Origin of the sequence: Hyphomonas sp. (assembly GCF_018402285.1) — a bacterium.
Classification (GTDB): Bacteria; Pseudomonadota; Alphaproteobacteria; order Caulobacterales; family Hyphomonadaceae; genus Hyphomonas.
The window spans coordinates 1004218-1030912 of the sequence record NZ_JAGYJH010000003.1 but is presented as its reverse complement, the minus strand read 5'-3'; the positions used below and the strand labels follow the sequence as shown (position 1 = coordinate 1030912).

Genomic DNA, 26695 nt, shown 5'->3' with positions numbered 1-26695 from the left:
TCCGGAAACGGCTCAGGCGCGGCGGTATTCCTCGTCGCGCACAACCGCCAGGATGTCACGCACCGTCTCGGTATCGTATCCGAAGTTCTCCAGCGCCATGCCCGCCATCTGCAAGCCCGACTCCACGGCCTCGGGCACCACATGTTCGGCCCCGGCCGCTTCCAGGATCGCCGCATGCTCACCGTCATGCGCGCGTGCCAGGATCAGCATGTCGGCATGCAGGCTGCGCGCGCAGCGCACCATTGCTTCTGCCCGTACCGGATCATCCACGGTGACGATGAACTGGTCGGCACGGGCAATGCCCGTCAGCTCGAGGATCTCCGGGCGTGCCGCATCCCCGACATAAGCCGCCAGCCCGTCAAGACGCGCCTGATGCACCTTGGCCGGGTCCCGGTCGAGCGCGACAATCGTCACATCCTCGTCCTGCAGGATACGCGCAACGGCGCGCCCCACCCGGCCATAGCCAGCCAGGATCACATGGTTTTCCATGCCGGACGGCTCGGTCAGCTCCATGCCGTTGGCGTCGGGCAGTTGCGGCCGCCGCGCTGCCAGCCGCCGGCCAAGCTGGCCAAGAAGCGGCGTCAGCAGCATCGAAAGCCCCGCAACCGCCGCCACGAAAGTCGCCACCTCCGGCGATACGGCATTGCCTGCCTGCGCCGCGGTCAGGATCACGAACGCAAACTCCCCGGCGGGCGCCAGCAGCAGCGCCGCCTCGATCGAGATCGGGTGCCCCCCGGCAAACAGGCGGCAGGCAAGGTAGGCGATGAGCAGCTTCAGCGCGATCAGCCCGGCGAGCGCCGCCATGACCCAGCCGAGCTGCGCCAGGATCGCCGGCAGGTCGAGGCTCATTCCCACGGTCATGAAGAAGAGGCCGAGCAGCAGCCCTTTGAAGGGCTCAAGGTCCACCTCGGTCTGGTGCTTGAACTCGGTCTCCCCCACCAGCAGCCCGGCCAGGAAAGCACCGAGCGCGACCGACAATCCGGCGCTGTAGGTAATCGCCGCCGCGCCCACCACCGTCAGCAGGGTCAGCGCCATCAGGAAATCCCGCCCCCCGCTGGCCGCCGCCAGCCGGAACACCCGGCCCAGCAGGAAGTTCCCGATCACCCAGATCACCGCGATGGCAATCAGTCCCCGAACGAGCGCGTCGAGCAACACCCCGCCCAGATTGGCGCCGCTCTTGAGCGAGACGAAGCCGACAAAGATCAGGATCGGCGCAACCATGATGTCCTGGAAGAGGAGCACGCCCAGCGATGTGCGCCCGGCGGGCTGCGCCGCGCGCCGCTCCTCCACCAGCACCTGCATCACGATCGCCGTGGACGAGAGCGCCAGCGCCAGCCCGAGGATCATCGACACCGCCGGGTCGAGCCCCAGCGCGAAACCCACAAGCGCTATCGCGGCTGCGCTGAGCACGGTCTGCATGCCGCCCGCCCCCAGCACCACCTTGCGCAGGGCCCAGAGCCGCTTGAACGAAAACTCCACGCCCAGAAGGAACAACAGGAACAGGACGCCGAGCTCAGCAAAGGGCAGCGCCGCTTCCGGCTCGGTGATCGAGAAATAGGTGAGGACCGGATAGGCCTCTGCAAAGTGGCCGAGCGCAAACGGCCCGAGCGCCACGCCCGCCAGCATGAAGGCGATAATCGTCGGCATCTTCAGCCAGCGCAGCGCCGGAACAAGAATACCCGCCGCCAGCAGGAAAACGAGCATGTCCTTGATCAGGGTCGGGCTTGGCCCGTGCGCGGCATGCTCCATTGGCAAAATGTCCCCTTTCTGACCTGAGGGCGACTATTGCAGGCTGGCCAAGGCTTTGTCAGCCCCGGCGGGTGCGGAAGAAGTCACGCAAGAGGTCGGCTGCCTCCGCTTCATGCAGCGGGTCCTGGCGCCATTCCGGCCGCCAGTGGCAGGTGGGCTGCTCGAAGAAGCGCGGCCCGTGCATCACCGCCCCGCCCTTGATGTCGGCAGCGGCAAACACCAGCCGGCCGATGCGGGCAAAGCTGATCGCCCCGGCGCACATCGCGCACGGCTCCAGCGTCACATGCAGGTCGAGCCCCGTCAGGCGATAATTGCCAATTTTCTGCGCGGCGGCGCGGATGGCCATGATCTCGGCATGGGCGCTCGGGTCATGCGTAGCCACGGGCCGGTTATAGCCCTCGCCGACAATCTCGCCGGTCTCCGGGTCCACCACCACGGCGCCCACAGGCACCTCGCCCGCCTTCGCCGCTTCACGCGCCAGTTCCATGGCGCGGGCCATTGGTAAAGTCATGTTATCTCCGCCAGAGTTCCAAGCTCACGGGCAACGTCCGCAAGTCGGCGATCCCGTGTCCAGAGGCTCGTGCCGGGTGTCAGAAGGCTGGACGTGATCAGATGCGCATCTGAGTAGCCGATCCCCCGCGCATAGAGTTTTTTCTGTTCGACCAGGGACAATACCTCTCCGTGCGAAGCGGGAAACGCCATCGGCAACCTTACAAGCATGTCCAGAAATTCTTCGCGCTTTCGGATCGACCCAAGCGCCAGCTCGCCGATGACATGGGGATGAACCTGGATCTGGCCATTTATCAGCAGCCCAACCAGACGGGCATCTGTCTTGTGCAGATGGTCAATCCAGATCGAAGAGTCGGCAAGGATCAAAACCGGCGCCGGGGCGCAGCCGCCGCGTCCGGATCACTCCCGCCCAGCAGCGCCAGGCGCCGCGCCGCCTCGCGCGCAATGAGCGCCTTGAGCGCTTCGCGGATCAGCGCCGGCTTTTCCTCGATACCGGTCAGCTCTGCGGCTTTCGCCATCAGCTCATCATCCAGATTCAGGGTTGTACGCATCGCGGGCGGCCTCCAATGAGCATCATTTATAGCATCAAATGATGCTCACTGTCGAGCGCGGGCGCTTAGGCCTCCAATGTCGGCGCAATCAGATCAATCGCGGGCTGGCGCGCCATGCGCTTGTTGCGGCCATAGGCGAAGTTGGCGATCGGGAGCAGCCGCTCGGCCTCCGCCATCGCCGCGCCCATCACCTCGCCCGGCTCCACCACCTGGTCGACCCAGCCCACAGGCAGCGCTTCATCCGGCGCGTAGAGCTTTGCCTGCGCCAGCGCCTGCGTCAGGTACATCGGGTTGAGCCGTGCCCGCGGCAGCTCCACCCCGAAGGCGGGCAGCACCATGCCGTTCACCGTCTCGTTGGCGCCGATCTTGTAGGCGCCCCGCGCCGCAATCCGTGTATCGCCGGCGAGCAGCAGGAACGCCCCCATCGCAATCGCATGCCCGGTGCACGCAATGACCACGGGCTTCTCCGAAGTAAACAGCCGGAAAGCGAGCTTGCCCCCGCCCACCACCAGCGACCGCATCTGTTCGGGCTCGGCGGCGGCAAAGAATTTCAGGTCAAACCCCGCCGAAAACCGCTCCGGCCGCCCGGCCAGAACGATAACCTTCGCCGACGCTTCCGCCTCGTCCAGCGCTGCATTGAGCGCCTCCACCATGGTCAGGCTGATGGCATTGGCCTTGCCATCATCCATGATGACAACGGCAATCTCGTTCTCGATTTTAACACTGGCGGTCACGCAGGCATCTCCTCAGCTGTGTGCGCCACAAAAACTCTAGTCAGACCAGACATCAAGCCCTCGCGCGGTGTCATCCCTGAGCGGTTGTCATTCGCGCGCCCCGGCCCTAGAGGCAGGGCACACTCACCACGGAACACGCCGCCATGCGCATCATAGCCGGACAGCACAAGGGCCGTGCCCTCTCCGCTCCCAGGGGCATGACGACGCGGCCGACCAGCGACCGGACGCGCGAGAGCCTTTTCAATATCCTCGCCCACGCAGCCTGGGCCCCGCCCATCGAGGGCGCCCGCGTGATCGATCTCTTCGCCGGTTCGGGCGCGCTCGGCCTTGAGGCCATGAGCCGGGGCGCCGCCTTCTGCCTGTTTGTCGAAACAGATCACGGCGCGCGCGGCGCCATCCGCGACAATATCGAAGCCCTCGGCCTCTTCGGAAACACCCGCCTCCACCGCCGCTCGGCCATCGACCTTGGCGAAAAACCCGCCGGCGTCGGCAGCCCGTTCAACATCGCCTTCCTCGACCCGCCCTATCACAAGGGCCTTGTCGCCCCCGCGCTTGACTGCCTGGTCAAGGGCGCCTGGCTTGCTGAAGGCGCCATCGCCATGGTCGAAACCGGCTCTGACGAAACGCTGATGTATCAGGGCTGGGAGGTTATCGACACGCGCGACTTCGGCGCCGCCCGCGTGGAGTTTCTCAGGCGCGCCTAGCCGATCAGGTCATCGGCTGTGCATCGCGTAACACCGCGCTCGACCGCGCGCACATGGAACGCGTCCCGCGAACCGACACCGCGCACCATATATCCCTTCGGAACGCGCTGCATCCGGTAGCAGTGGACTCCACTGGAATAGGTGAAGCACGCATGCCCCTCTGGCGTGACCGCCATGGTTCCCTCACTGTAACTGTCGCCGAGCTGAAAGATCGAGCGGCCACCCGGCTCGATGCATTCGACAAATCCCAGGCCAGTGCCCAATTGCACGCCGCTCATCCGTGTTCCTGGAAACTCGGCTCGGATTTCCTCAGCACTCAGCAACCCATTGGGCGCGCTCTCTGCCGCGCCGGCGCCCGCTATTGCCAGCAGCGCGCAAGATATCAATGCCAGTCGAACCAATTCACCCGGCTCCTATCCGATCAGATCACGCGCAAGACACGTCTTCACGCCGCGCTCGATCTTAGTGGCGTAGAAGGATCCGCCCCCGCCCACAGCGTAAAACATGTAGCCCTTCGGCGCGCGCTGGCCACGGAAGCAGGACGTGCCGGTACCCGGATAGGTGAAACAGGCCTGCCCCTCGGGCGTAATCTCCATCACGCCCTCGGAAATGTAATCGCCAATCTCGTAGAGCGTGCGTCCGCCCGGCTCGATGCATTCCGACCAGGCCTCGCCGGTCTGCACCTGGACCCCCGACATCCGCACCCCGAAGAGCTCAGCCTTCATCGCCTCGGCGGTAAGCGGCTCATTGCCCGAGGGCTTTGGACCGGCAGACGCGGCCGCCGCCAGAAGGCCCGAAAGCAGAAGGGACATCAGTACGCGGCGCATGGAAGGGTCCTTTCAAGGAGATTGTATCTCAAAGCGCTTTGCTGCCAATCCGAAAACTCAGCCTGCGGCACGCCTTTGCCTAAACCTCCAGAAACTCCTTCCGGATATCAAAGCTCGATTGCTTCGTGCCCACATCCTTTGCGCACTCCGCCAGCCAGCGGCCTGCCGCGTCCCGGCCTTTGTCACGCAGCTCGGTCAGGAACCGCCAGCGCGCCTCGGATTTCGTCGCAAGGCCATAGCCGAGCAGGTCCTGCCCTCCCCGAATGGCGTGAATGTTCAGCCTGCGGTATTTCTTCATTATCGGCTCTTTCAGCATCCCGTCATCGATCAGGCGCTGCACGAAGGCGATCGCGCGCAGCTCCCCGATCAGGGACGCGTTGAAGCTGATCTCGTTCAGCCGCTCGTTGATCTCCGCCGCCCGTTTGGGAACCCCAGGCCGCACCAGCGGATTAAGCAGCACAAGGAGCACATCCTGCGGCGCGCCTGAATAGATCAGGGGGAAAAGGCTGGGATTTCCCATGAACCCGCCATCCCAGAACGCTTCCCCGCCAATCTCCACCGCCTGGAAGGTCTGCGGCAGGCAGGCCGAGGCAAGCACGGCGTCAGCAGTAATCTCGTCCCTGGAAAACACGCGCACCTTGCCGGTCTCCACATTGGTGGCAGACAGGAAGAGTTTCAGGCCGGAAGCATGCACGGCGTCAAAGTTCACCCGCTGCTCGACGATCTTGCGCAGCGGATTGTAGTTGAACGGGTTGAAGTCGTACGGGCTGGCAAAGCTCTGAAGCGCGCTTGCGATCTGGAAGCCTACTGCGCCAAAGGCGTTCATGCCCGCGCCTGCGTCGGAGACCGCCCGCCATATTTCCTCAAGCGCCGCCCGCGCCCCGGCCGGCCCGCCCTCTGCCAGCCCGGCGGCATAGGCCACCGCATTGACCGCCCCGGCGGAGGTTGCCGAAATCGCCTCGATCGCGAGCGTTTCATCCTCGCTCAGCCGGGCCAGAACGCCCCAGGTATAGGCGCCATGCGCGCCCCCGCCCTGCAGCGCCAGACTGATCGGTCTCGGCTTTGGCCGGGCTTTTCCGTTCGCTTTCCCGTTTCCATTGGCGTTTGCCATGTTCCGGCTCCTTGTCGGCTGCGGCCCGTCCCTGCTACCGGAGGAACCTGAAGATCACCACTCCGCCCGCCAGTCAGGAAACACGATGGCCCCGCCTGCCGCCTTTTTGCGCACGATAACCATCGATCACACCGGCGCGCAGGGCGATGGCCGCGCGCGCGAGGGGGAGGGCTGGGTGTCGGTGCCCTTTACCCTTGCCGGAGAGGTCGTGGAAGTCAGCGGGCAAGGCGACCGGCTGAAACCGGAACGCCTCATTGCGCCCTCGCCCGAGCGCGCTGCCCCCGCCTGCCGCCATTTCACCGCCTGCGGCGGATGCACCCTGCAGCACATGGCGCCCGCCCCCTACGCCGCTTTCAAGCGCGACCTGATCGTCCGTTCCCTGAGGGCGCGCGGCCTGGAGACGGACGTAACCGAAACATGGGTCACCCCGCCCGGCTCGCGCCGGCGCGCCGCCTTTTCCGCGCGCAGATCCGGCAAGGCCGTACTCCTCGGCTTTCATGGCCGCAAGAGCCATCATCTGATTGCCCTGGAAGAATGTCCTGTCCTGCGCCCGGCCATAATTGCGGCGGTGCCAAAGCTGAAAGACATCATCGCGCCGCTCCTGATTGGCAAGGATGATCTCGGCCTCCTCGTCACCGAAACCGCCTCGGGGCTTGACCTGCATGTGACCGGTGTTCCCAAACAGGCTGCCCGGCTTGCCCGCGCCGAAGTAACCGGCGCCGCCCTGCGGGCAGGCTTTGCCCGTGTCTCGCTGGAAGGCGAAGACGTGCTGACTGAGCGGGCCCCGCGCCTCCCCGTGGGCGCCGCCAGCCTCCTGCCCCCCCCCGGCGGCTTCCTTCAGGCGAGCGCCGAGGCAGAAGCCGAAATGGCCCGCCTCGTTCTGGCCCATCTCAGCAGCGCCACTTTCGCCGCCGATCTATTCTCAGGCTGCGGAACATTTGCCCTGCGCCTGGCAGAGCGCATTCCCGTCCATGCCGCCGAAAGCGGGCGCGCCGCTATCGAAGCCCTGCGCGCCGCCGCCCGGGCCGCTCCCGGCCTGAAACCCGTCACCGCCGACGCGCGAGACCTCTTCCGCAATCCCCTCGCCCCGTCAGAACTCGCCCGGTTCGATGGCCTGGTGCTGGATCCCGCCCGCGCAGGCGCTGCCGCCCAGTGCGCCGAAATCGCCAGATCGTCTGTGCCCCGCATGGCCTATGTCTCCTGCGATCCGGCCACACTGGCGCGCGACCTGCGCACGCTCGCTGATGGCGGCTACCGCCTCCTTAGCGTTCATCCGGTCGACCAGTTCCTCTGGTCGGCGCATGTCGAGGCCGTCGCCCTCCTGGAAAAATCATGATCGTCCCCGTCGCCCCGCCGCCCGGCCGCCCCACACCCGCCGTCGGCACCGCCTGTTTCAAGGGGGAGGACGTCCTCCTCATCCGCCGGGGCACGCCCCCGCTGGCCGGTGACTGGTCAATCCCCGGCGGGCGGATCGAATTTGGCGAGCGCACAGAGGCCGCCGCCCTGCGCGAGCTGAGGGAGGAAACCGGCATCACTGCCCGTCTGGTCGGCCTTGCCGATGTCGTTGACGCCATCTTCACCTCTCGCCGCTCGGGCGAGGTCGCGCGCCATTACCTGCTGTTTGATTTTGCCGCCGTCTGGGTCGCGGGCGATCCGGTGGCGGGCGACGATGCGGCCCATGCCGAATGGGTCTCGCCGGAGCGCCTTGCCGCCATCCCCCTCTGGGAAGAGACCCGCCGGATCATAGAGGCAGCCCGCGCGATGGTCTCCGCGGCCTGAAAAACGCCAGCGCGCGGCAACCCCGTTGGCGTTTTTGAGCCATCGCTTGCAGGCATCCTTGGCGTTTTTTGCAGCCCTTATCCCCCATTTATTTCCTTGACCCGCCCCTGCGTCAGGTCTGTCAGTACGCTTTACTCAATCAAGAGATTATCCGGGAGGAATCAGGTTCATGGTCTACAAACCCTTCGATTTGAGCGGCAAGGTGTGCGTCGTCACCGGCGGCAACAAGGGCATCGGCCTCGGCATGGTGGAGGCCCTCGCCGCCTCGAACGCCGACGTCGTGATCTGGGGCCGCAAGACGGCTGACAATGATGCCGCCGTCAAATCGGCCTCCGGTCTCGGCACCGGAAAGGTCAAGGCCTGGGCCGTCGATGTCGGCGAAGAATCACAGGTTATCAACGCAATGAAAGAAGCCGAGGAAGAGTTCGGCCGCATCGATTGCTGTATCGCGAACGCCGGTGTCGGCCGCGGCGCTGCCTCCTTCGAAACAATGACGCTGGAAACCTGGGAGTATAACGCCCGCATCAATTCCGTCGGCGCGTTCTTCACCTTGCGCGAAGCGGCCAAGTCCATGGTCGCCCGCGCCAAGAAGGGTGACCTTGGCGGCAGCCTCGTGGGCACCGCTTCCCTGGCCGGCATCGAAGGGGCCGGCCGCAACCAGGCCTACGCCCACACCAAAGGCGGCCTCATCGCCATGATGAACGCCTGCGCCGTCGAGTACGGCCGCTACGGAATCCGTGCCAACTCCATCCTCCCCGGCTGGATCGCGACCGACATGACCGAAGGCGCCCAGGGCCAGGAAGTCTTTACCTCCAAAGTCATTTCCCGCGTCCCGATTCGCCGCTGGGGCGAGCCGGCAGACTTCGGCGGCATGGCCGTTTACCTTGCCTCGGACGCCTCGAAATACCATTCAGGCGACACGCTCGTCATCGACGGTGGCTACGCCAAGTTCTGATTCGCGCCGGCGGCGCGGAATGGGTCATTCCTTTTCGCGCCACAAAGTGTCCGTGAGGGAATGAACCACAAAAGAAAAAGGCCGCCTCCCATAGGGAAGCGGCCTTGTCTTTTAGCCGGTTACCCGGCCCGGAAAATTACTCCGGAGCAACTTCTTCAGTTGCTTCTTCAGTGGCTTCTTCGGTCGCTTCAACAGCTTCCTCGACAGCGCCTTCGACAGCAGCTGCAGCTTCTGCAGTGGCTTCTTCAGTGGCTTCGACAGCTTCGACAACTGCTTCTTCGGTGGCTTCACCGGCTTCAGCAGCTGCTTCTTCGACGGTCGCCGGTTCAGCTGCCGGAGCAGCTTCTTCGGTTGCGCCGCAAGCGGCCAGAACGAGCGCAGCAGCGCCGATCAGGAACAGATTTTTCATGTTGGTAGTACCCCTGTTGTGTTCTTGCGAACGGCCGGTGCTTTAGCACCATTGTCCCGTTACTGAAAGTTCATTCTTCAGATAAGGAACGCCTTTCGCGGGCTGGTTACAGAAAAGCCCCCACCCGCTTTGGGAAGGGGCGATAGAGCGTATTACTGCCTGCTTATTCAGCAGCCTCATCAGCGGCTTCTTCAGCGGCTTCCTCGGCAGCTTCTTCAGCAACTTCAGCGGCTTCTTCAGCCACGTCGGCAGCTGCTTCAGCTTCCTCTGCGGCTTCTTCAGCGACTTCCTCGACAACTTCAGCGGCCTCTGCGGCGACTTCAGCTTCGGCCGGCGGCTCACCTGCAAAGGCAAAACCAGCAACAAAAGCGGCTGCTGCAGCGCTTGCGATAAGTTTCTTCATAAGAGCTTCCCCTCTTAAATTTTTTGTCTGATGACACCCGTTGGCCAGCTTCGCACCAGTCAACTTCCAATTCTCTGGCTGGGGATCGCGGCCAGATTGCGGCAAAGTGGCGGCAAAAAAGGCCACAATGGGTCTCGCCTTGCCCTATTGCGTTGACGCTGGGGCGCCGGTTTAGCCCTTCGGCCAACCAACCGCTTTGAAACAAAGGGACTTAGAGATGGCCATCAAGACACGCCTGACTGACCTGCTGAAAACGCAGCACCCGATCATGCTCGCCGGTATGGGCGGGGTTTCCTACGCGGAAGTCTGTGCCGCCATGTGCAATGCCGGCGGCTACGGCGTCCTCGGCATGGCCGGCACCTCTCCCCAGTTCATCGCCGAGCAGATGAAAAAGGTGCGCCAGCTGACCGACAAACCCTTCGGCGTCGACCTCTTGGCCGCAAGCCCCGAAAGCCTTGAAGAGTCCGTCGATGTCATCATCAATGGCGGCGCTGACAGCTTCATCGCCGGCCTCGGCGTACCGATGCCGATCATGGACCGGCTGAAAAAAGCAGGCCTCAAAGTCATGGTCGTCGGCGGCGCGGTCAAGCACGCCATCAAGGCAGAGCAGGCTGGCTGCGACGCCGTGATTCTCCAGGGCGGCGAGGGCGGCGGCCATACCGGCCTCGTCGGCACCATGCCGCTCGTCGCCCAGGCGGTCGAAGCGGTGAATATCCCGGTCATCGCCGCTGGCGGCATCTATGATGGCCGCGGCCTGGCCGCCTCCCTCGCTCTCGGCGCCCAGGGCGTCTGGATGGGCACGCGCTTCATCGCTTCTGCCGAAGCCCACGCTGCGAACATGTACAAGAACGCCGTTGTCACCGCCGGTGACACCGACACGACCCGCACCCGCTGCTATTCCGGCAAGCCGATGCGCTGCCGCACCAATGATTATATAAATGACTGGGAAAGCCGCCCGGAAGACATCAAGCCCTTCCCCTTCCAGGCGATCCATTCGACCCAGACCGGCGTCATCGGCGGCATTGGTGGGATCACGGACGAAGCCAGACTCTCGATGGACAAGTCCTGCTTCGCCATGGGCCAGTCGGCCGGCGGCGTGAAGGAAGTCAAACCGGTTGCGGACATCGTCGCCGACATCATGCGCGACGCTGAAGCTGCCATTGCCCGTTCGGCGGCGCTTCTGGTTGGCGTGAAAGCCTGATACACTCCCGCCTGAACCGTTCGCAGACCCTGAAATGTCTGCCGGGTTCAGGCGGCGAGGTGATCTTGAAGCTCAGCGCGATCCTGTTGGGAACTGTTCTGGCGGCCGTGCTGCTTGGCGGTTGCTGGCTTTATACACCCGACAAGCCGCGCTCTGAGCTTGAGGAGCTTTATCTCCGCCAGGCAAGCGACATGCGCATCGTCGCGGGCACGCGCCTGCATGTGCGCGACGATGGCCCTCGCGATGCCCCTGCCATCCTCCTGCTGCATGGTTTTGGCTCCAGCCTGCATACATTTGAACCCTGGGCGGATGCGCTGAAGGCTGACTACCGCGTCGTGCGGCTCGACCTGCCGGGCTCGGGGCTTTCGCCGCCCGATCCGGAAGGCGATTATACAGATGCCCGCTCGATCGAATTGATCCTCTCCCTGATGGACCAGCTGGAAATCGGCAAGGCAACGCTCGCCGGAAATTCCATCGGTGGACGGATCGCCTGGAACATGGCCGCAGATCATCCCGACCGGGTCGAAAAGCTGGTGCTGATCTCCCCGGACGGATTTGCGAGCCCGGGCTTTGCCTATGGCGAAGCGGCCGATGTGCCTGCCGTGATGAAGGCAATGCGGTTCACCCTGCCCAGGTCCGCCATCCGGCCAAACCTTGCGGCCAGCTATGGCGATCCAGGAAAGCTGAACGAAACCACCGTGAAGCGCTATCATGACCTCATGCTGGCCCCGGGCGGGCGCGGCGCCCTGCTCAAGCGGATGGAACAGACGGTCCTGACGGACCCTGCAGCCCGCCTGCCGCTGATCAAGGCGCCTGTCCTTCTGCTGTGGGGAAAGAAAGACCGGCTGATCCCTTTCAGCAACTCTGCCGACTATACAAACCTCCTGCCTGAGGCCCGGCTCGTCGCCTTCCCTGACCTTGGCCATGTGCCGATGGAGGAAGACCCCGCTCAATCCCTTGCGCCGCTCAGGAAGTTCCTTGAAGACTAGACGCCCGCCAGGCCTGCCGGTTGGCCCTAAAGCCAGCCCCGCCATTTGAAAAACTGGTAGGGCACGATCGCCGACAGGACCATCAGGCAAACCGCCATCGGATATCCGTAGGGCCAGGAAAGCTCCGGCATGACCTCGAAATTCATCCCATAGATGGATGCAATCAGCGTCGGCGGCAGGAACACCACCGCTGCCACCGAGAAAATCTTGATGATGCCGGTCTGCGCGATATTGATCATGCCGAGCGTGGCATCCAGCAGGAAAGTGATCTTCTGCGTCAGGAAGCCGGTATGGTCGCTCAAGGATTGCACATCGCGTGACAGGGTACGGATACGCCCTTCATATTCCTTGCCCGGCTTGCGGGTCGTGGCGATTTCCGTCGCAAACGCCAGAAGCCGCTGGAAGGAAATCAGGCTTTCGCGCACCTTGGAGAGCAAGTCGCCCTTGCGGCCGATCTGTTCGAGCACGGACTGGTAATTCCGGGGGCCCCGACGCGCAGGCTTGGCCGCCGCAACAGCCGGCGCGGCTGCGTCTTCCGGGGCCCTGATCGCAAAGATGTTGTCCGACAGCGCGTCAAGCTCATGTCCCGTCCGCTCCAGTACATCCCCGATCCGCTCTATCAAGCCGTCCAGCAGTCCGCTGACCACGCCGTCGGCAGTGCAGGCCGCGCTCTTCTGGCATTTGGCAATGAAGGCATCAATCGAGCGCGGCTCGGTATAGCGCACGGTGATCAGCTGATCCCCCTTCAGGATGAAGGTGATGGGGGACAGCATCACATTGTCGCCATCTGTGCGGGAGAGCATCATCGCTGTCATGAAAGTTGCCCCCTCTTCCGTATAGAGACGGCTGGAAACCTCGATCTCGCTCATTTCCTCCAACGTGGGCACATCGATGCCCAGCGCCCGCTCGACCGCTGTGTCCTCGTCCTTGCTCGGGCGGAGGATGTCGACCCAGACTGCAGCGTCGAGCTGCTCCAGCGTATCGCCGGTGAACACAAAACGGTTTGCGTCATTGGCGAAGGTGCGGATCATGGGCGGGCCTTTGGTCTGGTCCGCCCATGTCTGCGTAAAGTTGCGCGCAATGGCAACTGCCGGATTATTCCTGGGCAGGCGTCAGGCGGATCAGCCGCCCGCCTTCCTTGTCTTCCAGCACATAGATTGCTCCGTCCGGACCTTCTTCAACCTCGCGGATACGCTTGTTCCAGCTGTAGCGCCCGCCTTCCTCCGCGCCGGCGCCATCCTCGCCGATCTCGACCCGGATCAGGGCCCGGGACGACAGCCCGCCAATGAAGGCATTGCCATTCCAGTCCGGAAACATGCCGCCATAATAGATTTCAAGGCCCGCCGGGCTGATCGCCGGCACCCAGTAGACGGCCGGCGCGGCAAATTCAGGCCGTGTGTCATGATCGGGAATCTTGCGCCCGTCATAATGGTCGCCATTGGAAACCTCAGGATAGCCGTAATTCTCTCCCCGGACGATCAGGTTCAGCTCGTCCCCATGCCGCGGACCCATCTCCTGCACCCAGAGACGGCCGGAATTGTCAAAGTCGATACCCAGCGGATTGCGATGGCCAAGCGTCCATACTTGCGCAGCAACGCCGCCCTGATCGACAAACGGATTATCCGCCGGCACGCTGCCATCGAGGTTCAGCCGCACGACCTTACCCATATTGCTGGTCATGTCCTGGGCCGGGGTGAACAGCTGCCGGTCGCCGGAAGTAATGAACAGGTGCCGGTCCGGCGAGATCGCCATCCGGTGGCCATAATGGCCGTTGCCGGTATGCCTCGGCGTCTGCTGCCAGATAACCGTCCGCTCACTGAGCGTGCCGCCGGTCTCCGTCAGGGCGATCTTTGCCAGCTCGACCACCGCATTCGACTGCTCGATGCTTCCTGCCTCCCGCGCCGAATAGGAAAGATAGACTTGCCCGGTTTCTGCAAAGTCAGGATGCAGGATGATGTCGCCCAGCCCGCCCTGTCCCCGGGGCTCCACATCCGGCGCGCCGCTGATCTCGCCGAGCTTCTTGCCCTCCGCGCTGACGAGCCACAGCGCGCCGGCCTTTTCGCTCACCAGCGCGCGGCCATCTGGCAGGAACGTCATCGCCCAGGGCGCGTCAAACGTCTCCAGCGGCGTTGCCACCAGCTTTACCCGGTCAGAGCCGGTCACGGTGAAACTGCCATCGCCCCCGGCGCCGGAATTTTCAGCCGGCGTGGCGCAGGCGGCCAGGGCGAGGCCTGCCGCAAGGGCGGCGGCGGAAACGAGCTTGAACTGTCGCATATCGGTAACTCCTCTGTGTCCGGATCACCCGGCAGCAAAGGCCGCCCGGTCAACAAGATGCTTCATGGGTTCATTGTCCAGATAGTGTCGCAGATTGGCAAGGAAAGTCTCGTCCCCCCGCGTGATGGTGCCCGGCGTATCGGAGCTGTCATGCGGCGTGATCACGAGCTTGTGATGTTTCCAGAGCGGGCTTTCGGCGGGCAGGGGCTCGGTCCGGGTCACATCCAGCGCCGCAAAGGCAGGCCGCCCCGCGTCCAGCGCCGCCATCAGCGCGTCTTCATTCACCAGCGCGCCGCGCCCGAGGTTCAGGAACAGGGCGCTTTCATTCATCGCCGCAAAGAAGGCGGCGTTGGCCATCCCTTCGGTCTCTGGCGTATGGGGCGGGCAGAGCAGCACCACATCCGCGCCCGGCAGCTGCGCCATCAGCGCATCGGGCGGGACAATGCGCGCGGCGCCCTCGGCAGGTCCCGGCGTGCGACGCACCCCCGTCACCGTCCCGCCCAGCGCGCTCACCCGCTTGCCGACCGCCTGCCCGATCGAGCCATAGCCCACGATCAGCCAGCCGGAGCCCTGCATTTCCCGCACGCGAATACGCTCCCATTTCCCGATAGCCTGATTGGCCCGGTGCCCCGGCCCGGCGCGGAAAAAGTCCATCGCCTGCCAGATCGCCCATTCGGCCATCGATTCGGCCTGGGTATGGTTGGTCGTGTAGCGCTTCGATTTCTGCCCGATCGCCACCAGTGCCGGGTTTTCGATGCCTGCGGCGGCTGACTGGAACCAGTCAAAATCCGGGCTTTTCAGGATCGCGGTCATGAACTCGCGCACGGACGGGGAGTAAAACGCATCGATATTGCCAAAGGCGAGGTCCACCTGCGGCGGCCCGTCCAGCGCCCTGGACGTCCAGGCGTCATGGAAGCGCTGGGCGTCATCCACCGTCACGATGTTCAGAGCCGCGTTCAGCCCCTTGAGCCGGGGCGCGATGCGCGCGAATGTCCGCGCATGAAGAAGAAGTGTTTTCATGCCCTCCTGCTTAGCTTGGCCCTTGGCGCCAGCACAAGCATGATGCCCGCCCTGCCGCAGGGAAACCTGCCCGTGCGCGGGCCTGACTATTTCCGCGACGCAGCCGATCTTGCCGGCATCCTTGGCGGCGCCCATGCCGTCCGCGTGCTCTGCAACGGCAATGACGACCAATACTGGCGCCGCTACATGGCCGATCTTCTGGCCTATGAAGCGCCCGAGGCCGGCAGCGTCCGCTCTTCCCTCGTTGCCGCCTTCAATGCAGGCTACAGCGAAACCAGCGACGCCTTCCGCGTCTGCGACGGCCGCGCGGTTGAAGCAGAGGCCCGTTTTGCGCGCACCGGCGAAGAACTCGCCGTGCGCCTCGCCACGCACTACTTCCCGAAAGGCGCCCGCCGGGGCGCAGGAGGATTCGAATGAACTATGCCCTTATCATCGGCGGGGTCTGCGCCCTTGCCCTGGCTGCCTGCGCCCAGACGCCTGCGCCCGCCCCCGAAGCGCTGGACGCCGCCACCCAAACCGCGCCCGCGCTCAGGAATGACGCCTTTCCCATGACCGGCCAGCGCCCGGAAAGCGGCCGCCCCATCGCCACCCGCTCAGCCGTCGTCGCCCCCAATGGCGCGGCCGCCACCGCCCACCCGCTGGCCACCCAGACCGCCCTTGATGTGCTCAAAGCCGGCGGCTCGGCCGTTGACGCCGCCATCGCCGCCAATGCCATGCTCGGCCTTGTCGAGCCGACCGGCAACGGCATCGGCGGAGACCTCTTCGCGATCGTCTGGGACCCGGAAACAGAGAAGCTCTACGGCTATAACGGCTCGGGCCGCACGGCGATGGAGGCAACCCTCGCCGATGCGCAGGCCAAGGCCGACCAGTTCCGGGACGGCAAATCCCTGCCCTCCTTCGGCAGCATCACCGTGACTGTCCCCGGCACTGTCGATGGCTGGTTTGCCCTGCATGAAAAATTCGGCAAGCGTCCGATGGCGGACAATCTCGCGCCTACGGTGAAATACGCGCGCGAGGGCGCCCCCATCCCGGAGATGATCGCCTGGTACTGGTCGCGCGGCCCTCTGCGCTTCGAGCCTGCCTATGAGCGCGGCGAACTTGAAGAATACCAGAACGCGAAGAAAACCTATTTCAGCCCCGCCCCGGTCGCCGGATCCCTGTTCAGGAACCCCGACCTGGCCGACACGCTCGAAACCATCGGCCTGAGAGGCCGTAGCGAATTCTATTCCGGCGTCATGGCCAGACAAATGGCCAATTATCTTGGCCGGGCCGGCAGCAAGCTCGACTTTGATGATTTCCGCGCCCACAGGGGCGAATGGATAGAGCCGATCTGCGTCGAATATCGCAGCGAAGTGAAACTCTGCGAGCTTGGCCCCAACACGCAGGGCGTCGCCGCCCTCCAGATGCTGGAAATGCTCGAGCGCTTCGACCTCAAATCCATGGGCTTCGGCTCACCCGATGCCGTCACCGCAATGGTCGAGGCCAAACGCCTCGCCTTCGCAGACCGCGCGCTCGGCTATGCCGATCCCGCTTTCTCGGGAATCGACCCGTCAATCTTCGTTGCCCCCGGCTACAACGCCAAACGCGCCGAACGCATCGACCCCTCGCGCGCCATGCTGGAAGTTGCTCCGGGCACGGAGGTCACCGACGCTGCCCTGCGCGACGGCGACACCACCTACCTCACCGTCGCCGACAAGGACGGCATGATGGTCTCCCTCATCCAGTCCAACTATCGCGGCATGGGCTCGGGCCTCGTGCCAGATGACATGGGCTTCATGTTCCAGGACCGGGGCGAACTGTTCAGCCTGGATCCGGCGCACCCAAACGTTTTCGGCCCTGGCAAACGGCCTTTCCACACGATCATCCCGGCCTTCGCTTTCCGGAAGGATCTCCCCGGCTGCCAGGTCCGCGCGGTCCCTGCCGAGATGGCCTGTCCCTATGAGCCCTGGCTCAGCTTCGGCCTCATGGGCGGCGCCACCCAGCCCCAGGGCCATGTCCAGATCATCACCAACCTGATCGATTTCGGCATGGGCCTGCAGGAAGCGGGCGACGCGGCCCGCTGGGAACATGATGGCGGCTGCGAACCCACCAACGCCCTCGGCGACGACTGCAACACCGGCACTGGCAAGGTTATGCTGGAACGCGGCCTCGCCTCCGTCGCTGCAGAGCTCGAAGCCCGCGGCTACGAAGTCGCCTGCTGCGAAGCCAACTATGGCGGCTACCAGGCCATCATGCGCGATTTTGAAAGCGGCGCCTGGATCGCCGCCACCGAAATGCGCAAGGACGGGAATGCGGATGGGTACTAAACCCGCCGCGGCTCCTGAAGCCCCTCGTGACTGCCCCCTCTGCCCCCGCCTCGTAGGCTACCGCGAAGCCGTGCGCGCCAAGGAGCCCAGCTGGTTTAACGGCGCCGTCCCCAGCTTCGGCACCGACCGGGCTGAGCTCGTCATCGTCGGACTTGCGCCAGGCGTGACAGGCGCCAACCGTACAGGCCGTCCGTTCACGGGCGATTGGGCCGGAGACCTGCTCTACGCCACGCTTGACAAGTTCGGTTTCAGCAAAGGAAAATTCACCGGCGACCCGAATGACGGGCTCGTCCTGCAGAACGCCATGATTACAAATGCCGTGCGCTGCGTGCCCCCGGGAAACAAGCCCGTCGGCGCCGAGATCAACCAGTGCCGCCCCTTCCTCGAAGCGCGCCTCGCCGCCCTGCCGAAACTGAAAGTGATCCTCTGCCTCGGAAAGATCAGCCACGATTCCACCCTGCGCGCCCTCGGCCTCAAGGTCGCCCGATATCCGTTCGGCCACGGAACAAAATATGAGGTCGCAGCAAACGGCAGATCCGTCACGCTTCTCTCCTCCTATCACTGCTCCCGCTACAACACGAACACCGGCCGCCTGACGCCGGAGATGTTCGAAGCTGTGTTCGCTTCCGCAAAGGAAGCCCTTGGCTAGCCTGCCTGCCTCGGTCCATGTTGCGCCCGGATACCAAATTCGGGGGAACCGGCATGAGCACAGGCGTTGATCTCGGCACACTTGCCGCCTGGATGGATACGCAGGCGCTCGGCGACGGGCCGATCACGCAGGCCGCCCTCCTTGCCGGCGGCACGCAGAACATCCTCCTGAAGTTCACCCGCTCGGGCCGCGCCTATGTGCTGCGCCGCCCGCCGCAGGTGCTGCGGGCAAACTCCAACGAAACCATGCGCCGCGAGGCCCGCATGCTCACCGCCCTGAAGGGCACAAATGTGCCCCATCCCGGCCTCATCGCGGCATGCCCGGATGAAACCGTCCTCGGCGCGGCCTTCTATCTGATGGAGCCTATCGACGGCTACAACGCCACCACCGGCCTGCCGGAGCCCTTCGCCTCATCGCCGGAGATGCGCCACCAGATGGGCCTCTCCCTCGTCGATGGCATCGCCGCTCTCGGCGCGCAGGATTATCTCGCTCTGGGCCTCACAGGCCTCGGTAAGGTCGAGAACTATCTCGAGCGGCAGGTCGGCCGCTGGAAGGCCCAGCTCGAAAGCTATGCCGAAATCCCTGAATGGGATGGCCGCAAGGACATCCCCGGCATCACCCGCGTCGGCGACTGGCTCGATGCTAACCGACCCCGCAGCTTCCAGGCCGGCATCATCCATGGCGATTATCACCTCGCCAATGTCATGTTCCGCTTCGATGCGCCCCGGCTTGCCGCCATTGTCGACTGGGAACTCACCACCATCGGAGACCCGCTGCTCGATCTGGGATGGCTCCTCGCCACCTGGCCCGAAGGCAACACCGGCACCGTCTCGGTCACGCCCTGGGAAGGCTTTCCGACGGCGGACGAGCTTGTCGCCCACTATGCCGCCCAAACTACCCGCGACCTCTCCGGCCTCCACTGGTACAGCGTGCTCGCCTGTTACAAGCTCGGCATCATCCTGGAGGGCACCTACGCCCGCGCCTGCGCCGGCAAGGCGCCGAAGGAAACCGGAGACCGCCTCCACGCCAGTACCATCGGCCTTCTCGAACGCGCCCTGCGCTGGATCAGCTGAACAGCACACGTCACCATCCTTCCGAAAACGGAGCAACCGGCACCATGAAAGCCCTCATCTATCGCGGCCCGCGCGACATCGCCTACGAGTCCATGCAAGATCCAGAATTGCACGATGACCGCGACGCGATCATCAAGGTCGACAAATGCGCCATCTGCGGCAGCGACCTGCACATCTATCACGGCGAAACCTTCTCAGAAGACACCGGCTATTGCGTCGGGCACGAGGCTGTCGGCGAAGTGGTCGAGGTGGGCCGCGGAGTACGCCAGCTGAAAGTCGGCGACAAGGTGATGATCTCGGCGGCGGTGGGCTGCGGCCAGTGCCGCGCCTGCCTCGCCGGGGTTGTCAACAAGTGCGAATTCAATGCGGCGGGCTGCTATGGCCTCTCCTCAAAGCTGCAGGGCTGCCAGGCGGAAGCCGTCCGTGTCCCCGCCGCCGACTTCAACGCCCAGAAAATCCCGGACGGCATCAGCCTCGATCAGGCCCTGATGATGACCGACGCCCTCGCCACCGCCTGGTTCGGCGCGCGCAATGGCGACATCCAACCTGGCGCCACTGTTGCCGTCGTCGGCCTCGGCCCGATCGGTCTTCTGGCAGCAGAGGCCGCCTTCATCATGGGCGCCTCCCGCGTCTTCGGCATAGACCTTGTGGAAGAACGCCGCGCCGCTGGCCGCGCCATCGGCCTTGAAACGCCAGACCCGGCAAACGCCCGCGCCCTCATCGAAGAGGCCACAAAGAGCCGCATGTGTGACGCCGTCATCGAAGCGGTCGGCCACGGCGCCACGATCAAGGCCAGTCTCGGCCTTGCTGGCCGGCGAGGCACGGTCTCGGTCATCGGCGTCAATCAGGATCGCAGCTTCGATTTCCCCATGGCCAGGGCCTTCGGCATGGGCCTCACCTTCCGTATCGGGACATGTTCAGTCCCCCAGGAATGGCCCGAACTGATCCCGCTGGTCCAGTCCGGCCGCATCAAGCCGGAGAAATACATAACCCACACACTGCCCCTCTCAGAGGGCGCCCGCGCCTATGACATCTTCGACAAACGCACCGAAGGGGCCATGAAGATGGTCTTTGACCTGACTTTGTGAGCCTGCGCCTTAACCCCGCTCCCGCGCGGCAGGAGAGGAGGGGCCCGCGCTCAAACGACTTGGGAGGTGAGGTTTGCCCGAAGGGCGAACCCTAACCCGCCTTCAGGATCCGCGCCTTGTCGCGCGCCCAGTCACGCTTGGCCTCATGCTCGCGCTTGTCATGCGCCTTGCGGCCCGTGGCCACGCCGATCAGCAGTTTCGCCCGGCCCTTGTCGTTGAAGTAGAGCTTCAGCGGCACGATCGTGCGCCCCGCCCGCTCCACTTCCTGGGAGAGCTTCGACAGCTCCCGCCTCGATACCAGGAGCTTCCGCTTCCGGCGCGGCTCATGGTTGAAGCGGTTGGCCCCGCCATAGGTCTGGATCTCGGCATTGATCAGCCACAGCTCGCCCTGTTCCACTGACGCATAGGACTCGGCGATGTTCGCCCGCCCCTCGCGCAGGGATTTGACCTCAGAGCCGACCAGCATGATGCCGGCCTCCAGCGTATCCTCCACGGAATACTCTCGCCGGGAGCGGCGGTTTTCCGCCACCAGCCCGTCGGTGCGTCCCTTGATCTGTTCGTTCTTCTTGACTGCCATCAGGGCTATCTAGGTATTGAGACCGGCCAGCGCCATGGCCTCTTCGATCATCGCCATCGCGGCGGCGTCCGGCCTGGTCAGCGGCAGGCGCACATCCGGCTGGCAAAGCCCCATCCGGGAGAGCGCATATTTCGCCGGCCCCGGCGAGGGCGAGCAGAACATCGCCCGGTGGAGCAGCACGAGCCGCTGGTTGATCGCCCGCGCCGTGTCCAGGTCCCCGTCCTCGAAGGCAGCATGCATCGCCGCGCAGGCTTCGGGCATAACATTGGCCGTCACCGAGATGCATCCTGCCCCGCCCATCGCGCGGTGCGCCAGCGCGCTGGAATCCTCGCCCGAAAGCTGCACGAACTGCTCCTCCGCCCCGATGAGATGCGCATGCAGGGCCACGCGCTCCATCTCGTCGCTCGCATCCTTGATGCCGATGACGTTCGGCAACTTCGCCAGCGCCGCCACTGTCTGCGGCATCAGGTCGACAATCGTGCGCCCCGGCACATTGTAGAGCAGCACGGGCAGGGCGACCGCGTCATTGATCGCACGAAAGTGAGCGTAGAGCCCGTCCTGGTTGGGCTTGTTGTAATAGGGGCAAACGACCAGCGCCGCGTCCGCGCCCGCCGCCTTGGCATGGGCCACCAGATCGATCGCCTCATCGGTCGCGTTCGATCCCGCCCCGGCAATCACCGGCACGCGCCCTGCAGCAACCTCTACACAAAGCGAGACAACCGCCTTGTGCTCCTCGGTCGACAGCGTCGAGGTTTCCCCGTCGTGCCCACCGGCACCAGCGCCGCTGATCCCGCCGCAATCTGGCGCTCGACCAGATTGGCAAACGCCGCCCTGTCGAGGCTGCCATTCTTGAAGGGTGTTACAAGGGCTGGGATTGAGCCGTGAAACATTTTAACTTGCCGTTCAGGGATTGGTTGGGATTGCGTGCTAGGCTCAGACGTCTGACTTGTCACGCTTTGGCGCAGAAATAAACTCGGGTGAGCCGTCCAATGATCCGTATTTCCGCTGTTTTTGTGGCGATTTCCTTCCTTCTTACAGGCACGTCGGCCGCCTCCCGGCCCGAAGCCCCCAGCCTCAAGCCGCGGGCCGATTCTCCGGCGCCCGTGCCCGCGCCCGCCCCTGAAACGGTGGCGGTATCAGAAACCACGCCCGCGCCCGTCCTGCGCGCACTGACCCCCGGCGTTGTCCTGCCGGGCGCCGCCCCCGCCCAGACCTCAGCCCCGGGAACCCTCCCGCTTACCCCGACGCTCCCCGGCGCTCTTCCCAATGTCCTGGCCGCCCAGCCCGTAAGCCCGACAAGCGTCGCCCAGCTCAAAGCCGCCCTCAGCGCGCTCGACCGCGGCGCCTGGAGCGAGGCCACCCGCATCCAGTACGCCGCCACCGATCCGGCGCTGCGCGATGTCATCCTCTGGAAGCGCGCCTCCGACGGCGTGCCGGGCATGACCTTCGACGAGGTCAACTATGCCCTCACCACGCTGTCTGCCTGGCCGCTGACCGACAGGATGCGCCGCCGCGCCGAGGAGATCATCGGCGACAGCAACCTGACTGCCGAAGCTCGCGTGAAATGGCTCGAGGAATCAGGCCCCATCACCGGCGCCGGCAAGGTCGCCCTCGCCGCCGCCCTGCGCCAGACCGGCCAGAGCGCCAAGGCCGAAACCGTCATCCGCGACGCCTGGCGCAGCAACACGCTCAGCTCCAGCGAGCAGCGCACGGTGCTGGCCAGCTGGGGCCAGTCCCTCAGCCAGGACGACCACCGCGCCCGCGTCGACTTCCTCCTCTGGACCGGCCAGCGCTCGGACGCCCAGGCGCTCAAGCCCCAGCTCACCGCCGATTTTCGCAAGCTGGTCGATGCCCGGATCGCCCTCTCCCAGCGCGCCCGCAATGTCGACGCCGCCATTCAGGCCGTGCCTGCAAACCTGCAGAACCATCCCGGCCTCCTCTATGAGCGCGCCCGCTGGCGCCGCGCCAAGAACATGGACGACGCTGTCGCCCCGCTGCTCACCCAGATCAATGGCAAGGACGTGCCCGCCGCCGGGCGCGGCCGCCTCTGGGACGAGCGCGCCATCGCCGTGCGTAACGATCTGAAGGCCCGCAATTACAGCCGCGCCTACAATCTCGCCTCGCCCCACGGCATGACCGCCGGGGGCGACTTTGCCGAGGCAGAATGGATCTCCGGCTGGATCGCCCTGCGCCTCAATGGCGACGCAACGCGCGGCCTGAAACATTTCGAGACGATGACCAATAGCGTTTCCTCGCCGGTCAGCCTCACCCGCGGCCAGTACTGGACCGGCCGCGCCCGCGACGCGCTTGGTCAGTCAGACCAGGCACTCGCCGCCTATGCCTCTGCCGCCACCCACAAATACACCTATTACGGCCAGCTCTCGGCCGAGCGGATCGGCGACAAGACCATCAATTTCGGTCCGCCGATTGTTCCGGCTCCGGAAGAAATGGCTGCCTTCGAGGCCAATCCGATGATCCGTGCCCTGCGCCTCATCGGCGGGACCGGCGAGATGGGTCTCTACCGCACCTTCTCGCATCATCTTGATGACATCCTCTCCACCCCCGCCGAGTTCGAGCTTCTGGCGGCGCTGAACCATCAGCTGAACCAGCCCGACACCGCCGTGCGCGCGGGCAAGGCCGGCCTGTTCAAGGGCGTCCTGGCGCCGGAAGCGGCCTATCCGGTCCTGATGCACCCGCTCTCCCGCCAGCCCGAGGTCGAGCGCGCCTTCATCCTGGCCATCACGCGCCAGGAGAGCGAGTTCAATCCCAACGCCCGCAGCCCCGTCGGCGCCCTCGGCCTGATGCAGTTCATGCCATCGACCGCGCGCAACGAAGCCCGCCTGCGCGGGATGCCCTACCAGCAGTCCTGGCTGACCTCCGACCCCGCCTACAACATGACCCTGGGCGGCCTGCATCTCGACACGCTGCTGAAGCAGTTCGGCGGCAGCTACATCATGACGGCAGCCGCCTACAATGCCGGCCCCTCTCGCCCCCGCCAGTGGGTCCGCGACTATGGCGACCCGCGCACCGGCCAGATAGACCCGGTCGACTGGGTGGAGTTTGTACCCTTCTCCGAAACCCGCAATTACATCCAGCGCGTCCTGGAAAACATCCAGGTCTACCGCCATCGCATCGACGGCCAGGAAGCCGACATCCAGATCACCGAAGACCTCAAACGCGGCCGCCGCTGACCGCACTTGTCGAACCAGTCGCCAAGAGCTGTTGAAGTGGTAAGGGAGTTTTCTACAAAAAACGCCGGCAGGTCTGCCTGCCGGCGTCCGTATTCTCAAGCCGGTCAGGCTTATTTCTTCATCCGGCCTTTGATCTGCGCGCGATACTTGTCGCCATAAGGCGGGCGCATCATCGCCAGCAGCTCGCTCCTGGTCTGGGTATAGATCGCCTTCTTGTGGCTGAACTCCAGAAAGCCGTCGCGGCCGTGATAGGAGCCCATGCCCGACGGGCCAACACCGCCAAAGGGCAGGTCTTCCTGGGCCGCATGGAAGATCACATCGTTCACGGTCACGCCGCCGGATGTGGTGTTGTTCAGGACAAAGCTCTTCTCGCTCTCGTCCTCACCGAAATAGTAAAGGCCGAGCGGGCGTTCATGCGCGTTGATATAGGCCAGCGCATCCTTGGTGTCGCCATAGGATTTGATCGGCAGGATCGGCCCGAAGATTTCGTCCTGCATCACCCTCATGTCATCGGTCGGGTCGATGATCAGCGTCGGCGCGATCTTGTGATGGGGCTGCTGGGAGAAATTCTCGCCCTTCGGATTGATCTCGATCACCTGCCCGCCCTTGGCGCGCGCATCCTCGATATAGCCGTTGATCCGGTCAAAATGGCGCTGGTTCACGATCGAGGTGTAATCGTCATTATCCTTCAGGCCAGACGCATACATCGTCTCGACTGCCCGGGTCGCCGCCGCCACGAAGTCCTGCGTCTTCTCTTTCGGCACGAAGGCATAATCCGGGGCCAGACAGATCTGGCCGGCGTTCAGCGTCTTGCCCGCCATGATCCGGTTTGCCGCTTTCTGAAGGTCAGCCGACCGGCCCAGAACCACCGGGCTCTTCCCGCCAAGCTCCAGCGTCAGCGGCACCAGATTGTCAGCCGCCGCCCGCATCACATGCTTGGCCACCGACGTCGCGCCCGTAAACAGGATGTGATCGAAGGCAAGCTTGGTAAACTCCGCACCGACATCGGGCCCGCCGGTAACGACGACGCATTCTTCGGGGCTATAATACTTCGCGATCAGTTCCTTCATCAGTTCCGAGGTCGCCTCGGTGAATTCGGACGGCTTGATCATGCAGCGGTTGCCGGCGGCAAACACACCGGCCAGCGGGGTGAAAGTCAGGTTCACCGGGAAGTTCCACGGGCTGATCACCCCGATCACACCCTTGGGCTGGAACTGCAGCTCGGCCTTCGATCCGAGAAGCCCAAGGGGAAACTCCACCTTCCGCTTCTCCGGTTTCATCCATTTGGCCACATGCGACCTGGCATGCTTGAGCGCGCTGATCGATCCGGCGATGTCGGTGAGGTTCGACTGGTCTTTGGAGCGGTGCCCGAAATCGGCTGCCATCGCATCGGTGAGCGCGGCGCCATGCGTGGCCAGGAGGTCGATCGACCTGTCGAGCCATTCAATCCGCTTCTGGACCGACGGTATCCCGTCCCGCAGGTGCGCCGCCTTCTGTTTCGCGAGCAGTCCGTTCATGCCGGTTTTTGGCGCAGCGTCGAGGGCCATGTGCTGGTATCTCCAATCCCTTGTGGTTTGTGAATACTGTAGCGCCTGTTCAGTGTTTGCCCAATAGGTCTCGCGATCTGCTTACCCGGCGTGAGGCGTTCCCGCCTGCGCCGCTTGGCTCTACAACCATGCCGGTCAGACCAGAAAACCCACAGGGAGGCGCCAATGGCGACGTACGAGAAGATTTCCTATGAGCGCAACGGCGATACCGCCATCATCGCCTTCAATGATGACAAGACGCTCAACGCCTGCGGCGTCGACACGGCCATCGAGCTGCTCCACGCCTTTGAAACAGCCGCCAGTGAAGCCCGCTGCACCATCTTCACCGGCAAGGGCCGCGGCTTCTGCTCGGGCGCAAACCTCGGCGGCATGGGCTCTGGCCCGGAGATCGCCTATCCCGGCTCCAGGCCGGACGCGGGCAAGGCGCTCGACGCCTTCTATAATCCCCTCGTCACCGCCATCCGCGAACATCCCCACCCGGTCATCACCGCCGTCAACGGCGCGGCGGCCGGTGTCGGCTGCGCGCTCGGCCTGATGGGTGATCTCGTGATCGCATCGAAAGGCGCCTACTTCCTGCAGGCCTTCCGCCGCATCGGCCTTGTGCCAGATGGCGGCTCCACCTGGCTGCTCGCCCGCACCATCGGCCGCGTCCGCGCCATGGAAATGGCCCTTCTCGGCGAGAAGGTCTCCGCCGACCAGGCCCATGCCTGGGGCCTCGTCAACCGCGTTGTGGAAGATGCCGAGCTGCTCCCGACCGCGCTCGACTTTGCCGGCAAGCTCGCCGCGGGTCCGACGGTCGCCCTCGCCCTGACGCGCAAGCTGATCTGGGACGCGACCGAATCCGACTTCGACGCCGCCCTGCACGGCGAGCGCGTTGCCCAGCGCACCGCCGGCCGCACGGACGACTTCAAGGAAGGCGTCGGCGCCTTCCTCCAGAAGCGTCCGGCCGTGTTCAAAGGCAGGTAACCTCAGATTGCCCGATATTCTCTGAGTTCACCTTAGGGATTATTCAACCTTGTCCCCCTACGGTTCGCAAAATGCGCCTAAG

28 protein-coding genes and 1 pseudogene are annotated in these 26695 nt (G+C 64.5%); 13 read left to right on the top strand and 16 right to left on the bottom strand.

The annotated features are described in order from the left end of the window. Positions 1-12: 12 nt before the first annotated feature. From KG722_RS07625 to KG722_RS07605, 5 genes are all read right to left on the bottom strand, one after another. Positions 13-1749: a cation:proton antiporter gene (locus KG722_RS07625; RefSeq protein ID WP_213271147.1), complete on the bottom strand. Its 1737-nt coding sequence runs from the start codon at positions 1747-1749 to the stop codon at positions 13-15. A 58-nt stretch (positions 1750-1807) separates the two neighbouring features. Next, positions 1808-2248 carry a deaminase gene (locus tag KG722_RS07620; RefSeq protein ID WP_213271593.1) on the bottom strand — a complete coding sequence of 147 codons (441 nt, stop codon included), beginning with the start codon at positions 2246-2248 and terminating at the stop codon, positions 1808-1810. 8 nt (positions 2249-2256) lie between these two features. Next, a complete protein-coding gene (locus tag KG722_RS07615; RefSeq protein ID WP_213271146.1) occupies positions 2257-2625 on the bottom strand; it encodes a type II toxin-antitoxin system VapC family toxin in 369 nt (122 codons plus the stop codon). Next, positions 2622-2810 (bottom strand): type II toxin-antitoxin system VapB family antitoxin, encoded by a 189-nt coding sequence (locus KG722_RS07610; RefSeq protein ID WP_213271145.1) that lies wholly within the window; start codon positions 2808-2810, stop codon positions 2622-2624. The genes KG722_RS07615 and KG722_RS07610 overlap by 4 nt, the downstream gene beginning before the upstream one ends. A 65-nt stretch (positions 2811-2875) precedes the next feature. Further along, positions 2876-3544 carry a crotonase/enoyl-CoA hydratase family protein gene (locus KG722_RS07605; protein ID WP_213271144.1) on the bottom strand — a complete coding sequence of 223 codons (669 nt, stop codon included), beginning with the start codon at positions 3542-3544 and terminating at the stop codon, positions 2876-2878. A gap of 143 nt (positions 3545-3687) precedes the next feature. Between KG722_RS07605 and rsmD the strand changes: the two genes are divergently transcribed. Continuing rightward, positions 3688-4248: a 16S rRNA (guanine(966)-N(2))-methyltransferase RsmD gene (gene rsmD, locus KG722_RS07600; RefSeq protein WP_213271143.1), complete on the top strand. Its 561-nt coding sequence runs from the start codon at positions 3688-3690 to the stop codon at positions 4246-4248. On the opposite strand, the gene KG722_RS07595 is transcribed toward rsmD, so the two are convergent. The 3 genes from KG722_RS07595 to KG722_RS07585 all read right to left on the bottom strand — a co-directional run bounded on the left by KG722_RS07595 (position 4245) and on the right by KG722_RS07585 (position 6186). Further along, positions 4245-4526 (bottom strand): hypothetical protein, encoded by a 282-nt coding sequence (locus KG722_RS07595; RefSeq protein ID WP_213271142.1) that lies wholly within the window; start codon positions 4524-4526, stop codon positions 4245-4247. The genes rsmD and KG722_RS07595 overlap by 4 nt on opposite strands. 135 nt (positions 4527-4661) lie before the next feature. Next, on the bottom strand, positions 4662-5075 hold the full coding sequence (locus KG722_RS07590; RefSeq protein WP_213271141.1) for a hypothetical protein: 414 nt from the start codon (positions 5073-5075) through the stop codon (positions 4662-4664). A 79-nt stretch (positions 5076-5154) separates the two neighbouring features. Then, the gene (locus KG722_RS07585) at positions 5155-6186 is read right to left on the bottom strand and encodes a patatin-like phospholipase family protein (protein WP_213271140.1); all 1032 of its coding nucleotides are present in this window, start codon (positions 6184-6186) and stop codon (positions 5155-5157) included. Here KG722_RS07585 and KG722_RS07580 point away from each other — a divergent pair. From KG722_RS07580 to KG722_RS07570, 3 genes are all read left to right on the top strand, one after another. Continuing rightward, positions 6185-7522, top strand: coding sequence for a hypothetical protein (locus tag KG722_RS07580; protein ID WP_213271139.1), 1338 nt, complete (start codon positions 6185-6187; stop codon positions 7520-7522). The genes KG722_RS07585 and KG722_RS07580 overlap by 2 nt on opposite strands. Beyond that, on the top strand, positions 7519-7965 hold the full coding sequence (locus KG722_RS07575) for an NUDIX hydrolase (RefSeq protein WP_213271138.1): 447 nt from the start codon (positions 7519-7521) through the stop codon (positions 7963-7965). The genes KG722_RS07580 and KG722_RS07575 overlap by 4 nt, the downstream gene beginning before the upstream one ends. 169 nt (positions 7966-8134) lie before the next feature. Continuing rightward, positions 8135-8920, top strand: coding sequence for an SDR family oxidoreductase (locus tag KG722_RS07570; RefSeq protein WP_213271137.1), 786 nt, complete (start codon positions 8135-8137; stop codon positions 8918-8920). A gap of 136 nt (positions 8921-9056) precedes the next feature. Here the strand turns inward: KG722_RS07570 and KG722_RS07565 are convergent, their stop codons facing one another. Then, positions 9057-9329 carry a hypothetical protein gene (locus tag KG722_RS07565; protein ID WP_213271136.1) on the bottom strand — a complete coding sequence of 91 codons (273 nt, stop codon included), beginning with the start codon at positions 9327-9329 and terminating at the stop codon, positions 9057-9059. A gap of 163 nt (positions 9330-9492) precedes the next feature. After that, positions 9493-9858, bottom strand: coding sequence for a hypothetical protein (locus KG722_RS07560; RefSeq protein ID WP_213271135.1), 366 nt, complete (start codon positions 9856-9858; stop codon positions 9493-9495). Positions 9859-9949: 91 nt separating this feature from the next. Between KG722_RS07560 and KG722_RS07555 the strand changes: the two genes are divergently transcribed. Together KG722_RS07555 and KG722_RS07550 are read left to right on the top strand one after the other, a co-directional pair. Beyond that, complete coding sequence (locus KG722_RS07555) at positions 9950-10933, top strand: nitronate monooxygenase (protein ID WP_213271134.1); 984 nt, start codon at positions 9950-9952, stop codon at positions 10931-10933. A 62-nt stretch (positions 10934-10995) separates the two neighbouring features. Beyond that, entirely contained in the window at positions 10996-11922 is a 927-nt protein-coding gene (locus tag KG722_RS07550; RefSeq protein ID WP_366910223.1) for an alpha/beta fold hydrolase, read from the top strand. 26 nt (positions 11923-11948) lie between these two features. Here KG722_RS07550 and KG722_RS07545 read toward each other — a convergent pair whose 3' ends face one another. From KG722_RS07545 to KG722_RS07535, 3 genes are all read right to left on the bottom strand, one after another. Beyond that, a complete protein-coding gene (locus KG722_RS07545) occupies positions 11949-12953 on the bottom strand; it encodes a magnesium transporter CorA family protein (protein ID WP_213271132.1) in 1005 nt (334 codons plus the stop codon). Between the two features lie 64 nt (positions 12954-13017). After that, complete coding sequence (locus KG722_RS07540; RefSeq protein ID WP_213271131.1) at positions 13018-14196, bottom strand: PQQ-dependent sugar dehydrogenase; 1179 nt, start codon at positions 14194-14196, stop codon at positions 13018-13020. A gap of 24 nt (positions 14197-14220) precedes the next feature. Further along, positions 14221-15216: an NAD(P)-dependent oxidoreductase gene (locus tag KG722_RS07535; protein WP_213271130.1), complete on the bottom strand. Its 996-nt coding sequence runs from the start codon at positions 15214-15216 to the stop codon at positions 14221-14223. Between the two features lie 39 nt (positions 15217-15255). On the opposite strand from KG722_RS07535, the gene KG722_RS07530 reads away from it, so the two are divergent. From KG722_RS07530 to KG722_RS07510, 5 genes are read left to right on the top strand one after another with little or no spacing between them, the layout of a single operon-like run. After that, the gene (locus KG722_RS07530; RefSeq protein ID WP_213271129.1) at positions 15256-15633 is read left to right on the top strand and encodes a TIGR02301 family protein; all 378 of its coding nucleotides are present in this window, start codon (positions 15256-15258) and stop codon (positions 15631-15633) included. Continuing rightward, a complete protein-coding gene (locus KG722_RS07525) occupies positions 15630-17522 on the top strand; it encodes a gamma-glutamyltransferase family protein (RefSeq protein WP_213271128.1) in 1893 nt (630 codons plus the stop codon). Before KG722_RS07530 ends, KG722_RS07525 begins: the two co-directional genes overlap by 4 nt. Further along, a complete protein-coding gene (locus tag KG722_RS07520) occupies positions 17512-18171 on the top strand; it encodes a uracil-DNA glycosylase (RefSeq protein ID WP_213271127.1) in 660 nt (219 codons plus the stop codon). The genes KG722_RS07525 and KG722_RS07520 overlap by 11 nt, the downstream gene beginning before the upstream one ends. A 53-nt stretch (positions 18172-18224) precedes the next feature. Then, on the top strand, positions 18225-19244 hold the full coding sequence (locus KG722_RS07515; RefSeq protein ID WP_213271126.1) for a phosphotransferase family protein: 1020 nt from the start codon (positions 18225-18227) through the stop codon (positions 19242-19244). 44 nt (positions 19245-19288) lie between these two features. Further along, positions 19289-20332: an alcohol dehydrogenase family protein gene (locus KG722_RS07510; RefSeq protein ID WP_213271125.1), complete on the top strand. Its 1044-nt coding sequence runs from the start codon at positions 19289-19291 to the stop codon at positions 20330-20332. 91 nt (positions 20333-20423) lie between these two features. On the opposite strand, the gene smpB is transcribed toward KG722_RS07510, so the two are convergent. Next, on the bottom strand, positions 20424-20909 hold the full coding sequence (gene smpB / locus KG722_RS07505; RefSeq protein ID WP_213271124.1) for an SsrA-binding protein SmpB: 486 nt from the start codon (positions 20907-20909) through the stop codon (positions 20424-20426). 9 nt (positions 20910-20918) lie between these two features. Next, a pseudogene (dapA, locus tag KG722_RS07500) lies at positions 20919-21799 on the bottom strand (4-hydroxy-tetrahydrodipicolinate synthase). A gap of 99 nt (positions 21800-21898) precedes the next feature. Between dapA and KG722_RS07495 the strand changes: the two are divergent. Then, positions 21899-24100, top strand: coding sequence for a transglycosylase SLT domain-containing protein (locus KG722_RS07495; protein ID WP_213271123.1), 2202 nt, complete (start codon positions 21899-21901; stop codon positions 24098-24100). A gap of 110 nt (positions 24101-24210) precedes the next feature. Here KG722_RS07495 and KG722_RS07490 read toward each other — a convergent pair whose 3' ends face one another. Further along, on the bottom strand, positions 24211-25647 hold the full coding sequence (locus tag KG722_RS07490) for a coniferyl aldehyde dehydrogenase (RefSeq protein WP_213271122.1): 1437 nt from the start codon (positions 25645-25647) through the stop codon (positions 24211-24213). A gap of 165 nt (positions 25648-25812) precedes the next feature. Between KG722_RS07490 and KG722_RS07485 the strand changes: the two genes are divergently transcribed. Further along, the gene (locus KG722_RS07485) at positions 25813-26613 is read left to right on the top strand and encodes an enoyl-CoA hydratase/isomerase (RefSeq protein WP_213271121.1); all 801 of its coding nucleotides are present in this window, start codon (positions 25813-25815) and stop codon (positions 26611-26613) included. Positions 26614-26695: the final 82 nt, after the last annotated feature.

Coding starts and splice junctions, on each gene's coding strand:
- KG722_RS07575 (WP_213271138.1), top strand. CDS start 7,519: ATGATCGTCCCCGTCGCCCCGCCGCCCGGCCGCCCCACACCCGCCGTC.
- KG722_RS07570 (WP_213271137.1), top strand. CDS start 8,135: ATGGTCTACAAACCCTTCGATTTGAGCGGCAAGGTGTGCGTCGTCACC.
- KG722_RS07595 (WP_213271142.1), bottom strand. CDS start 4,526: ATGAGCGGCGTGCAATTGGGCACTGGCCTGGGATTTGTCGAATGCATC.
- KG722_RS07495 (WP_213271123.1), top strand. CDS start 21,899: ATGATCCGTATTTCCGCTGTTTTTGTGGCGATTTCCTTCCTTCTTACA.
- rsmD (WP_213271143.1), top strand. CDS start 3,688: ATGCGCATCATAGCCGGACAGCACAAGGGCCGTGCCCTCTCCGCTCCC.
- KG722_RS07515 (WP_213271126.1), top strand. CDS start 18,225: ATGAGCACAGGCGTTGATCTCGGCACACTTGCCGCCTGGATGGATACG.
- KG722_RS07555 (WP_213271134.1), top strand. CDS start 9,950: ATGGCCATCAAGACACGCCTGACTGACCTGCTGAAAACGCAGCACCCG.
- KG722_RS07490 (WP_213271122.1), bottom strand. CDS start 25,647: ATGGCCCTCGACGCTGCGCCAAAAACCGGCATGAACGGACTGCTCGCG.
- KG722_RS07625 (WP_213271147.1), bottom strand. CDS start 1,749: ATGGAGCATGCCGCGCACGGGCCAAGCCCGACCCTGATCAAGGACATG.
- KG722_RS07530 (WP_213271129.1), top strand. CDS start 15,256: ATGATGCCCGCCCTGCCGCAGGGAAACCTGCCCGTGCGCGGGCCTGAC.
- KG722_RS07620 (WP_213271593.1), bottom strand. CDS start 2,248: ATGGCCCGCGCCATGGAACTGGCGCGTGAAGCGGCGAAGGCGGGCGAG.
- KG722_RS07520 (WP_213271127.1), top strand. CDS start 17,512: ATGGGTACTAAACCCGCCGCGGCTCCTGAAGCCCCTCGTGACTGCCCC.
- KG722_RS07565 (WP_213271136.1), bottom strand. CDS start 9,329: ATGAAAAATCTGTTCCTGATCGGCGCTGCTGCGCTCGTTCTGGCCGCT.
- KG722_RS07580 (WP_213271139.1), top strand. CDS start 6,185: ATGTTCCGGCTCCTTGTCGGCTGCGGCCCGTCCCTGCTACCGGAGGAA.
- KG722_RS07510 (WP_213271125.1), top strand. CDS start 19,289: ATGAAAGCCCTCATCTATCGCGGCCCGCGCGACATCGCCTACGAGTCC.
- KG722_RS07545 (WP_213271132.1), bottom strand. CDS start 12,953: ATGATCCGCACCTTCGCCAATGACGCAAACCGTTTTGTGTTCACCGGC.
- smpB (WP_213271124.1), bottom strand. CDS start 20,909: ATGGCAGTCAAGAAGAACGAACAGATCAAGGGACGCACCGACGGGCTG.
- KG722_RS07585 (WP_213271140.1), bottom strand. CDS start 6,186: ATGGCAAACGCCAATGGAAACGGGAAAGCGAACGGAAAAGCCCGGCCA.
- KG722_RS07525 (WP_213271128.1), top strand. CDS start 15,630: ATGAACTATGCCCTTATCATCGGCGGGGTCTGCGCCCTTGCCCTGGCT.
- KG722_RS07610 (WP_213271145.1), bottom strand. CDS start 2,810: ATGCGTACAACCCTGAATCTGGATGATGAGCTGATGGCGAAAGCCGCA.
- KG722_RS07590 (WP_213271141.1), bottom strand. CDS start 5,075: ATGCGCCGCGTACTGATGTCCCTTCTGCTTTCGGGCCTTCTGGCGGCG.
- KG722_RS07540 (WP_213271131.1), bottom strand. CDS start 14,196: ATGCGACAGTTCAAGCTCGTTTCCGCCGCCGCCCTTGCGGCAGGCCTC.
- KG722_RS07485 (WP_213271121.1), top strand. CDS start 25,813: ATGGCGACGTACGAGAAGATTTCCTATGAGCGCAACGGCGATACCGCC.
- KG722_RS07535 (WP_213271130.1), bottom strand. CDS start 15,216: ATGAAAACACTTCTTCTTCATGCGCGGACATTCGCGCGCATCGCGCCC.